Source organism: Mesorhizobium sp. Cs1321R2N1 (assembly GCF_037179725.1).
In the GTDB taxonomy this organism is placed as follows: Bacteria; Pseudomonadota; Alphaproteobacteria; order Rhizobiales; family Rhizobiaceae; genus Mesorhizobium; species Mesorhizobium salmacidum.
Genome location: NZ_JAPYKP010000172.1, coordinates 1 through 10793 on the forward strand (window position 1 = coordinate 1; position 10793 = coordinate 10793).

Below are 10793 nucleotides of genomic sequence, written 5' to 3' on the forward strand. Positions count from 1 at the left end.
GAGCAGCATGCCCGGCAGTGCGATAGGCGACAGCCCGGCGCCTTCAATGGCCAGCGGCGCAATGAAGCTGAACACTGTGACGGCGCCAATGAGGGCAAGCACCGTCGTCACCAGGATCGGCATCACGCCGGGACGCATGGCCGCCGCGAGCCGGCGCTTCAGCGGCAGCCTGGTGCCGATGATGCCGCGCGGCAGCCGGTACCACAGGATGGCGCCGGCGAGGGCGCCAAGGCCGGCAATGGCATAGAAGGTGCCGCGCCAGCCGGCGATGGCCGCGACCAGCGCGCCAAGCGGCGCACCGACGGCGACCGCAACCGTGGTGCCGCCGACGACGACGGCGATGGCACGCGCCCGGTGATGATCATCGACCAGCGCCACCGCCGTGCCTTGCGCGGTCGCCGCGAACAGGCCCGACGACAGCGCCATGATGATGCGTGCGACGAGCAGCACTTCGAAGGATGAGCTCAGGGCGGCGACGATATTGCCGATGACGAAGAACACCAGCGTCCACAGGATGACGCGGCGCCGGTCCCATTCACCGGTCAGCGTTGCCAGGATCGGCGTGCCGATCGCATAGGCGAGCGCGAAGGCGGTGATCAGCGAACCGGCGAGCGGCACCGAGATGCCGGCATCCCTTGCGATATCGGGCAGAAGGCTGGAGATGACGAAGCCTTCGGTCGAGATCGCAAACGATCCGAGCGCAAGCCAGAAGATTCTCTTGTCCATGGGAAAGCGTCCTTAGTTCAAAAGTTATTGAACAATTGGACATAAAAGGGCATCATGTCAATGAGCCAGGGCAAAATAGCAGAACCGTGCTGACAGCACTGTGTCAGGACGGTCGTGAAGTGGAGAAACAGCGTGTATGGGCTGAGCAGGATCGACGCGTTGAAATCGGTCCGAACTGCGCTTAGGTTCCAGCCATGAGCTTGCCACACCCCAATACGGACCAGATCAGCCTGCCCATCGTGCTCGGCGTGCTCGGCGACCCGACGCGGCTCGCCATCGTGCGCTATCTCGCCAGCAAGGAAGGCGTGCCGCTGAACTGCAGCCGCTTTCTCGACCTCGCCTCCAAGACCAACCTCAGCTACCACCTCGCCAAACTGCGCGAGGCTGGCGTCACCCGCGCCGAAGTGGTCGGCACCAATCGCATGATCACGCTCCGCCGCGCCGACCTCGACGCCCGTTTCCCCGGCCTGCTCGACAGCGTGATCGCGGCGGCCGCCGACGACGCCGCCCTGCCGGCGGTAGGCGGTCATGATTTGGAAGTGCCGGTCTGAACCTTTTCCTCGCGAAGCGGGGGAGGAACCAAGTCCTGCCGCCCACCCACGGAAGCTCCTCATGCGCATCGCCGTTCTCGCCGACATCCACGGCAATGTTCTCGCCCTCGAGGCCGTGCTCGACGATCTCGGGCATCGCGGCGGCGCTGATCTCACCGTCAATCTCGGCGACAGCGTTTCGGGTCCGCTCTGGCCGCGCGAAACGATGGAACGGCTGGAAGCGCTCAACCTGCCGACGGTGCGTGGCAACCATGACCGCCGCGTCGCCGCCGATCCGGCCGATGAGACCATGTGGGCGTCCGACGTCTATGCGCAGCAGCGATTGACGCCAGCGCAGCGCGACGCACTGTTCGCCCAACCGCTGACCCTTGAGATCGCGCCTGGCATCGTCGCCTTCCATGCCCGCCCGGATCACGACGAGAAATACCTGCTCGACGCGATCGTCGATGGCCAGTTGGTCCGCGCGCCGCTGGCCACGATCCGGCGCCGGCTGAAGGGGCTCGACCCAGCCTGCCGCATCGCGCTCTGCGGCCACAGCCACCGGGCCGAGTTGATCCGCATTCCCGATGGTCCCGTCATCTTCAACCCGGGCAGCATTGGCTGCCCCGCCTATGACGACGACACGCCGCCGGCGCATGTCTCCGAACAGGGCTCGCCGCATGCGCGCTATGGCATCGTCACCTTGGGCGGCGGCGGTCAACCGGATCGCTTCGAGATGATCGCGGTGGACTACGACCACGAGGCGGCGGCACGGCAGGCCGAACAGGCGGGACGCCCGGAATGGGCGCACGGCCTGCGCACCGGCTTCATGCCGGAAGCGGCGCGGCCGTAATCCTTGAACCGCACCACCCGGCGCCATGGTTTGCCATCATGATTGGGCTGAATTTTCCGGCTTTCATGGCCGCGCGCCGTCCCCTATAAAACCGGCCGGACATGCGGCGAGACGGCCGCGGTGATTTGAGTATCGGCGCACGGCCAAATGATGAGGCGCACAGTTACGCTCCGAAAAAGTTTGCAGGCGCTGATTGCCGTTCCGCTGCTGATGGCGGCGTGGCCGGCCGTTGTTCCGGCGCATGCCGAAGAGGCGCCGTTCATCTCCGTCGTCACCGGGCTCGCCCCCGACGACCTGCTCAATGTCCGCGCCAAGCCGTCGGCGATCGGTAAGACCGAGGCCCGCCTGGCTGCCGGTGCGAGCGTGAGAAACCTCGGCTGCAACGACATTGACGGCCATCCCTGGTGCAAGGTCGAGTCTGACAATCCCAAAGCCACCGGCTGGGCCCCCGCGCGCTACCTGGTGCCTCTCAATCCGGCGACGGTGCCCGGCCAGGCGGGGGACGCCGTGGCCACCGAAGCCGGCGCGACGCCCGATGCACCCGACCTGACCGCCCGGTTGGGTAGCGCGGACCAGCCGGCCAGTCCTGAAACCATGCCTAAATCCGCGGCGGAGATCGCCATGCAGGATGCCTATGGGCTGGCGCTGGCGGCGAATGGAACACTGCAAATTCCCTGCGCCCGCTACGTTGGACAGCCCATGGCGCCCTGCGCGGCGAGCGTGACGCGCAAGGGCACGGACAAGGCCGACGTGACCGTGACCTGGCCCGATGGCGGCAGCCGCGTCATCTCCTTCGATGCTGGCCTGCCGGCAAGCTCGGACGCCGGCAGCAACTTCCGCTTCACCAGGGAAGGCAAACTCAACATGATCCGCATCGGCGTGGCGGAGCGGTTCGAGATCACGGATACGGTGGTGCTGGGGGATTAGGACGCCGGCGCGATGGAATGAGGCGCTTGTTTGCTTGGCGCTGTGAACCCTTCATTTTCGGGGTTACATCGGGCAAAACTCTTCCCTATAAGGCCCTCCTAGCCTGATACCAGAATCGCGAGCACAACCGGCCGGGTCTTCCCGTCCCGGTTTTTTGTGCAAGCCCGCTGCCGAACGGAATTCACAGACATGCCCAGACGCACCGACATCAAGTCGATCCTGATCATCGGGGCCGGCCCCATCGTCATCGGCCAGGCCTGCGAGTTCGACTATTCCGGCACCCAGGCCTGCAAGGCGCTGAAGGAAGAGGGCTTCCGCGTCATCCTGGTCAATTCCAACCCGGCCACCATCATGACCGACCCGGAACTGGCCGATGCCACCTATATCGAGCCGATCACCCCCGAGGTCGTCGCCAAGATCATCGCCAAGGAGCGGCCCGACGCGCTGCTGCCGACCATGGGCGGCCAGACCGCGCTCAACACCGCCCTGTCGCTGCGCCGGATGGGCGTGCTCGAGCGTTACAACGTCGAGATGATCGGCGCCGACGCGCATGCCATCGACAAGGCCGAGGACCGCGCGCTGTTTCGCGAGGCGATGAAGACGATCGGGCTCGAAACGCCGAAGTCGATGCTGGCCAACGCCACCGACGTCAAGAACGCCGATCGCAAGACGCATGAGGCCGAGCGCGCCGCGCTGAAGGCCGAGAAGCCCGACAATCTCGACGCCGAACTCGACGCGCTGGAAACCCGCTGGAACCTCGGCGAAGGCGACCGCAAGCAGCGCTACATCAGCCATGGCATGGCGATCGCCGCCCAGGCGCTCGACCATGTCGGCCTGCCCGCCATCATCCGCCCCTCCTTCACCATGGGCGGCACCGGCGGCGGCATCGCCTACAACAGGGCCGAATTCTACGACATCGTCCAGTCAGGCCTCGACGCCTCGCCGACCACCGAAGTGCTGATCGAGGAAAGCGTGCTCGGCTGGAAGGAGTATGAGATGGAGGTCGTCCGCGACAAGGCGGACAATTGCATCATCGTCTGCTCGATCGAGAACATCGACCCGATGGGCGTGCATACGGGCGACAGCATCACCGTCGCCCCTGCCCTCACCCTCACAGACAAAGAATACCAGATGATGCGCAACGCCTCGATCGCGGTGCTGCGCGAGATCGGCGTCGAGACCGGCGGCTCCAACGTGCAGTTCGCCGTCAACCCCGCCGATGGCCGCCTCGTCGTCATCGAGATGAACCCGCGCGTCTCGCGCTCATCCGCCCTCGCCTCCAAGGCGACCGGTTTCCCGATCGCCAAGATCGCCGCCAAACTCGCCGTCGGCTACACGCTGGACGAGCTGGAGAACGACATCACCGGCGGTGCGACGCCCGCATCGTTCGAGCCAAGCATCGATTATGTCGTCACAAAAATCCCGCGCTTTGCCTTCGAGAAATTCCCCGGCGCCGAGCCGGTGCTGACCACCGCCATGAAGTCGGTCGGCGAAGTCATGGCCATCGGCCGCACCTTCCAGGAGTCTTTGCAGAAGGCGCTGCGCGGTCTGGAGACCGGCCTCACCGGCCTCGACGAGATCGAGATTCCCGGCCTTGGCCATGCCCTGGGCAACAACCCGGACGACCGCAACGCCATCCGCGCCGCGCTCGGCACCCCGACGCCGGACCGGCTGCGCATGGTGGCGCAGGCAATCCGCATGGGCACGTCGCTCGAAGACGTGCACGCCATGTGCAAGATCGACCCGTGGTTCCTCGAACAGATCGCCGACATCCTCGCCATGGAAGCCCGCATCCGCGAGCACGGTATTCCGCAGGACGCCGTCAACCTGCGCATGCTCAAGGCCATGGGCTTCTCCGATGCCCGCCTCGCGTCGCTGACGAAGACCGACGCCGAAGTCGTTCAGAAGATTCGCGAAAAGCTCGACGTTCATCCGGTTTATAAGCGCATCGACACCTGCGCCGCCGAGTTCGCCTCGCCCACCGCCTACATGTACTCGACCTATGAAGTGCCCTTCGCCGGCGCGCTCGCCAACGAGGCCCAGGTCTCGTCGCGCAAGAAGGTGGTCATCCTCGGCGGCGGGCCGAACCGTATCGGCCAGGGCATCGAGTTCGACTATTGCTGCTGCCACGCGGCGTTTGCGCTGCGCGACGCCGGCTATGAAGCGATCATGATCAACTGCAATCCCGAGACGGTGTCGACCGACTACGACACCTCCGACCGGCTCTATTTCGAGCCGCTGACGGCGGAGGACGTGCTGGAGATCCTGCGCGCCGAGCAGGCCTCGGGCGAGCTGGTCGGCGTCATCGTCCAGTTCGGCGGCCAGACGCCGCTGAAGCTGGCCGATGCGCTGGAGAAAGCCGGCATTCCGATCCTCGGCACCTCGCCCGACATGATCGATCTGGCCGAAGATCGCGACCGCTTCCAGAAGCTCTTGCACAAGCTCAACCTCAGCCAGCCGAAGAACGGCATCGCCTATTCGGTCGAGCAGGCCCGCCTCGTCGCCGGCGAGCTCGGTTTCCCGCTGGTGGTGCGCCCCTCCTATGTGCTCGGCGGCCGCGCCATGCAGATCATCCATGACGAGGGCATGCTGCAGAGCTACCTGCTGGACACCGTGCCCGGCCTGGTGCCGGAGGACATCAAGCAGAAATACCCCAACGACAAGACCGGTCAGATCAATACGCTCTTGGGTAAGAACCCGCTGCTGTTCGACACCTATCTGTCGGGCGCCATCGAGGTCGATGTCGATTGCCTCTGCGACGGCAAGGCGACCTTCGTCTCCGGCATTCTGGAGCACATCGAGGAAGCCGGCATCCATTCGGGCGACTCGGCCTGCTCGCTGCCGGTGCACTCGCTGCCTTCGGAACTGGTCGACGAGCTGGAGCGCCAGACGGCGGCCCTTGCCCGCGCCCTCAATGTCGGCGGCCTGATGAACGTGCAGTACGCGATCAAGGACGGCACGGTCTATGTGCTGGAGGTCAACCCGCGCGCGTCGCGCACCGTGCCTTTCGTCGCCAAGACCATTGGGCGCCCGATCGCGAAAATCGCCGCCCGCATCATGGCCGGCGAGACGCTCGAAGACGCCTTCTCCCACTACGGCGCCATGCCCGACCCCCGCAACCCCGGCCACATCGCGGTCAAGGAAGCCGTCTTCCCCTTCGCCCGCTTCCCCGGCGTCGACATCCTGCTCGGCCCGGAAATGCGCTCGACCGGCGAGGTCATGGGCCTCGACCGCGACTTCGCGCTCGCCTTCGCCAAGAGCCAGCTCGGCGCCGGCGTCGACCTGCCCCGCTCCGGCACGCTGTTCGTCTCGGTGCGCGACGAGGACAAGAAGGGCATCCTGCCGGCGGTCAAGCGCCTCGCCGGCCTCGGCTTCAAGGTGCTGGCGACGTCAGGCACGCAGCGCTTCCTCGCCGAAAATGGCGTGGTGGCGGAAAAGATCAACAAGGTCCTGGAAGGCCGCCCCCACATCGAAGACGCCATCCGCAACCGCCAGGTGCAGATCGTCTTCAACACCACGGACGGCCAGAAGGCGGTGTCGGACTCCAAATCGCTGCGTAGGGCAACACTGATGCAGAAGGTGCCGTATTACACGACGCTGTCGGGGGCTGCCGCGGTGGCCGAGGCCATTGCGGCGCTGAAGGCGGGGAGCCTCGAAGTGCGGCCGCTGCAGGAGTATTTTGCGTAAGATGATTGACTCCCTTCTCCCCGTTCAACGGGGAGAAGGTGCCGGCAGGCGGATGAGGGGCAGCACGAACTTCTGAAATGCCTTGGCATCTCTCATAGAGGGATCGGGCTAAGCTTCCAGTGGGGCTGTCGGTTCTGAACCAGGCATGAGGACCACAGCCAACAGGTATTTCAGAGCTATTTGCGGATTGGACCGACGCTTGATAGCCTCACTAAATAGTGGCGGAGTCGGGATTCTTTTGTGGACAGCTGGAAAACCCTGGTCAGTGCGACGCTTGCTCTTTCACCTACGAACAAGGTTGGAAAGACTTTAGGTCTCACTGTTCGCGGAGGGGAAGCCAAGGTAGGCTGGCATTTCCCCACGATCCGTTATGCTGTGAGCCGTATAGTCCTACACTTTCAGACAGAAGACTGTTCGCTTCCAGAAGAGGATTGGGCATTTGACGCCATAAACCTGGGGGAAATAGAGGTCTCCCAAGAGATCTCAGAAACTACCGAAGCCAACAAGGGAATAGATAGTGGATGGGCAGCGTCAATTTCTGCATCCACTCCACAGGGAAGTGTGAAGTCGTCACATTCGCGTGTTTTCAAGAGCACGAGCGCAAAAACGGCGCGTTTCTCGACAGTACACAGGCCTATTCTGGCACACGGGAACGCGGTGAGCCCCGCGTGGAGCCTCACGTCTGAACAGGTACAAAAACCATTGTTTGGCACACTTATCAAACATGACCGCTTCTGCCGAGCCGAACCCAACGGGCCGAAGCCAAGAGTTTCAGTATCCTTCGAAATCCCGTACGACGCCCTCCTGTTCAGACGGGCGGATGGCTCATTCTTTTCGGGGAATAAGTTTGGGATCATAAGGCTGTTGTTGAGAGCATCAATATGCGAGCGAAAACAGCCGATTTGTGAGACGGACCTATGATGGTGGAACTAGATGAGGTTTTGGCAAAAGTTCATTTCGGCCGACACCGACAACTTCGTAGAATTGGTGAGGATATCCGGTCTCGACCCAGAAACGGATTTTCGTTTTGCGAATTTTGAAGGCATGAATTTTTCAAATTGCAGATTGAGGGGCTTTAATTTCACGGGCTGTGACTTTACCAACGCGGTTATCGGAAACGCTGATTTCAGCGGTGCCATTATTAAGGGCGCCAAGTTCCTTAACGACGGGAAATCAGCGGATCGTATTAATACTCAGATGATTATCCAAAAGAGGAAAGCAATCATAGCCGCTATGTCCTCCCGACTTGGAGATACCTTAATTAAGACTAGCCAGGCGATGTATCAGAACATTGACGGGAAAAAGAGAATAGCCTGTACAATATCTAGGAGATACAACTCTCGAACACCTTATTGGTATGCGTATCACCCGAGATGGGATGATTTCCTTAGAGGCGGTTCTGAAGGATATTTCGTACTTGGCTGCATGGATTTGAGCATAGCATTTTCAATTCCACTACAAGATATAGATAGAATTGTATTTGATCTTAACGTCTCAAAAACCGAAAGGCGTCAATATTGGCACGTTCACATCGGCGAACCGACAGAAAACGAATACGTTCTGATAGTCCCTCGCAAAAACAGCGTTAGCTTGAAACCTTATGAATTTCCGATTTAAGCTGTCTGCGCGCACTCTGCCTGCCATCACTCACCCCACCGCCACACACTCAATCTCGATATCAAACTCCATCGGCCACGACGCCACCGGCACGAAACTGCGCGCCGGCGGGTTCACGCTGAAATACCGGGCATAGACCCTGTTTATCGCGTTGTAGAACCCCGAATTGACGGCGTAGATGCGCACCATCACCACGTTTTCCAGGGAGGTGCCGGCCGCTTCCAGGCAATGTTTCAACGCCTTCAGCGACGCGTCTGTCTGGGTTTCGATGTCGCCGCGCACCATCTCGCCGGTCACCATGTCCACCGGCGGCGTCGCCGAGATGAACACGAAGCCGTTGGCCCTCACCGCCGTCGAACAGGGCAGGCCCAGCGCCCGCACCTTGTCCGACATCACGGGCACTTCGATGACTTCTTTTTTCATGGCGATGCTCCCTTGTTGGCCAAGCTGGCGCCAAGGCCCCCTCACCCAGCCTCCGCTTCGCTCGGCTGACCTCTCCCCGAGGGGAGAGGAGATTACGAGCGCCAGCGCCAAGCTCTTCTCCCCAGCGGGGAGAAGGTGGACGCGAAGCGGCCGGATGAGGGGGCTTGCGCCGACTCCTGCGGTTATAGACAGCTTATCCCGACACGGGCGGAACGCCAGCGCGGACGCATGGTTCAGTCACCCCTGCCCCGGGTACGCCGTGCCGTCCTTGTGCAGGAACCGCCCGTCCGAACTCGGGCTCATCATGTCGATGTCGGAGCAGGTGATGACATCATCGCGATTGCGCGAGCCGACTTCCAGGTAGCGCGCGGTGACCGACGAGCGGTTGATCATGTGGTGGCCGTTGCCGCTGTTCCTGGCGAAGGTGGCGCAGTCTCCGGCCTTGAGCAGCGTCTCGCCGCCATCCTCGACCAGCACCAGTTCACCCTCGAGCACATAGACGAACTCGTCCTCGTGGCTATGCCAGTGGCGCTGGCTCGACCAGCCGCCCGGCGGCAAGGTCATCAGGTTGACGCCGAAATCGGTGAGCCCGCCGGCATCGCCAAGGCGTCGGCGCGTGCGGTCGGCGCAAGGAGCGTCGAAGGGTGCGGGATAGCCGGAGCCCTTGCGGACGGGCACGGATGCGAGGTCGATCTTGGGCATGGGGTGCTCCCGGGTGATGAGCGCAGTCTAGCGCATGGCGGGTGGAGGCACAGGGCCAAGTTGCGGGGTGGCGGTTTGTCAGAGGAGTGGCAGGATGATGGCGGTAGCGCTCTACGGCGCCCCCCTCTGTCCTGCCGGACATCTCCCCCTCAAGTGGGGAGATTGGCAGCTTCGGTGCCGGCTCTCTTTCTGGCAATGGTTGAAAATTGGCGAAGGCCGCGATGACAGCCAATCTCCCCCCAAGAGGGGGAGATGTCCGGCAGGACAGAGGGGGGCGCCGTAGAGCGCCAGCTTGATCCCCTAATGCGCCGCGCCGAGTTCCTTCACGTGCTTCTCATGCTCCTTCAGCGTCGGCAGCGTCTTCTTGGCGAATTCCTTCAGCGCGGGGTCGTCGCCGGATTTCGCATAGGTGCTGAACAGGGCGACCGCCTGCTTGTGGGCTTCGGTCTGCATCATGACGTATTTCTGGTCGAACTCCTTGCCGCTGGCGCCTTTCAGCTGGTCCAGCATCTGCTGGTCCTTGGGCTGCAGCGCGGGTCCGGCGGGCTTGATCGAGGCAGTGGTCTGCCCCTTGCTCAGCGCCTGCTTGAAGTCCTCGCCGGCCTTGGTGTGGTCCTTGATCATCTGGCCGGCGAAGGCCTTGACGTCCGCCGAGGCGGATTTCTGTTCGGCCAGCCTGCTCGACTGGATCTCGAATTCATTGGCGCTGGGCACGGTGCTGGCAAAGGTCGGGGTGTCGACCTTGCTGTCGGGCAACATGGGCGCGACCGCGTTCGAACTGGTGCCGTTCGTCTGGGCAAGGGCTGCGGGCGCGACGGCGGTCAGCGCGACGGCGGCCATGGTCAGGAGCATTTTCATCTGGGATCTCCGATCGGAATGGTTCCCTCGGGATTCCAACGCCGCAGGCGAGATGAAGTTGCGCGAGGCCTCTCAGTGGCAGCACGCGTCGCCATATTGCAGCTGCTCGTGCCAGTTCGGCCGGCCCTCCGGGGTGAAATCCATCAGGTTCCACAGGATCTCGCAGGTGCCGATGGCGCGCGGGTCCTGGCCGGGCTCCGTCGGCGCGAAGCCGAGTTCGGACGACCAGAAATGCCTGATCCCGTCACCGTCGCGGTGGAACACCGAAAGCAGCGGGATCTGCGCACCGTCGGCATCCTCGGCATTGTAGTCGCGCTTGAAGCTGTTGTTGGCCGACGACACCAGCCGCATGTTGCGCCAGCCGCGATCGCGGCCCAGCGTGACGAGGTTTTCCAGCGCGGTCTTGGCCACGACGGCGAAGTTGAAGCCGGCCGCCTCGAGATGGCCGACCGCGCCGTCGAACTGGTCGA

General features: G+C 62.9%; 10 protein-coding genes. 5 read left to right on the forward strand and 5 right to left on the reverse strand.

Going from position 1 to position 10793, the window contains the following annotated elements:
• A partial coding sequence (locus tag O7A61_RS28295) for an MFS transporter (RefSeq protein WP_337132574.1) occupies positions 1-726 on the reverse strand: 726 nt, incomplete at its 3' end.
• A gap of 194 nt (positions 727-920) precedes the next feature.
• Here O7A61_RS28295 and O7A61_RS28300 point away from each other — a divergent pair.
• From O7A61_RS28300 to O7A61_RS28320, 5 genes are all read left to right on the forward strand, one after another.
• Positions 921-1277 (forward strand): ArsR/SmtB family transcription factor, encoded by a 357-nt coding sequence (locus tag O7A61_RS28300; RefSeq protein ID WP_027143252.1) that lies wholly within the window; start codon positions 921-923, stop codon positions 1275-1277.
• 61 nt (positions 1278-1338) lie between these two features.
• Positions 1339-2109: a metallophosphoesterase family protein gene (locus O7A61_RS28305; RefSeq protein WP_337132575.1), complete on the forward strand. Its 771-nt coding sequence runs from the start codon at positions 1339-1341 to the stop codon at positions 2107-2109.
• A gap of 147 nt (positions 2110-2256) precedes the next feature.
• Entirely contained in the window at positions 2257-3036 is a 780-nt protein-coding gene (locus tag O7A61_RS28310; RefSeq protein ID WP_337132576.1) for an SH3 domain-containing protein, read from the forward strand.
• 189 nt (positions 3037-3225) lie between these two features.
• On the forward strand, positions 3226-6723 hold the full coding sequence (carB, locus tag O7A61_RS28315) for a carbamoyl-phosphate synthase large subunit (RefSeq protein WP_337132577.1): 3498 nt from the start codon (positions 3226-3228) through the stop codon (positions 6721-6723).
• A gap of 933 nt (positions 6724-7656) precedes the next feature.
• The gene (locus O7A61_RS28320) at positions 7657-8340 is read left to right on the forward strand and encodes a pentapeptide repeat-containing protein (protein ID WP_337132578.1); all 684 of its coding nucleotides are present in this window, start codon (positions 7657-7659) and stop codon (positions 8338-8340) included.
• A gap of 30 nt (positions 8341-8370) precedes the next feature.
• On the opposite strand, the gene O7A61_RS28325 is transcribed toward O7A61_RS28320, so the two are convergent.
• From O7A61_RS28325 to O7A61_RS28340, 4 genes are all read right to left on the reverse strand, one after another.
• Complete coding sequence (locus tag O7A61_RS28325; RefSeq protein WP_337132580.1) at positions 8371-8763, reverse strand: RidA family protein; 393 nt, start codon at positions 8761-8763, stop codon at positions 8371-8373.
• 237 nt (positions 8764-9000) lie between these two features.
• Complete coding sequence (locus tag O7A61_RS28330) at positions 9001-9465, reverse strand: cupin domain-containing protein (protein WP_337132581.1); 465 nt, start codon at positions 9463-9465, stop codon at positions 9001-9003.
• Between the two features lie 300 nt (positions 9466-9765).
• Complete coding sequence (locus O7A61_RS28335) at positions 9766-10323, reverse strand: DUF4142 domain-containing protein (RefSeq protein ID WP_337132582.1); 558 nt, start codon at positions 10321-10323, stop codon at positions 9766-9768.
• A 72-nt stretch (positions 10324-10395) separates the two neighbouring features.
• Positions 10396-10793: DUF899 family protein (locus O7A61_RS28340; protein WP_337132583.1), on the reverse strand; the 398-nt coding region annotated here is incomplete at its 5' end.

Excerpts from the sequence above, each read along its gene's own strand:
- O7A61_RS28330 (WP_337132581.1), bottom strand. The coding sequence starts at position 9,465 with ATGCCCAAGATCGACCTCGCATCCGTGCCCGTCCGCAAGGGCTCCGGC.
- carB (WP_337132577.1), top strand. The coding sequence starts at position 3,226 with ATGCCCAGACGCACCGACATCAAGTCGATCCTGATCATCGGGGCCGGC.
- O7A61_RS28320 (WP_337132578.1), top strand. The coding sequence starts at position 7,657 with ATGAGGTTTTGGCAAAAGTTCATTTCGGCCGACACCGACAACTTCGTA.
- O7A61_RS28325 (WP_337132580.1), bottom strand. The coding sequence starts at position 8,763 with ATGAAAAAAGAAGTCATCGAAGTGCCCGTGATGTCGGACAAGGTGCGG.
- O7A61_RS28305 (WP_337132575.1), top strand. The coding sequence starts at position 1,339 with ATGCGCATCGCCGTTCTCGCCGACATCCACGGCAATGTTCTCGCCCTC.
- O7A61_RS28310 (WP_337132576.1), top strand. The coding sequence starts at position 2,257 with ATGATGAGGCGCACAGTTACGCTCCGAAAAAGTTTGCAGGCGCTGATT.
- O7A61_RS28300 (WP_027143252.1), top strand. The coding sequence starts at position 921 with ATGAGCTTGCCACACCCCAATACGGACCAGATCAGCCTGCCCATCGTG.
- O7A61_RS28335 (WP_337132582.1), bottom strand. The coding sequence starts at position 10,323 with ATGAAAATGCTCCTGACCATGGCCGCCGTCGCGCTGACCGCCGTCGCG.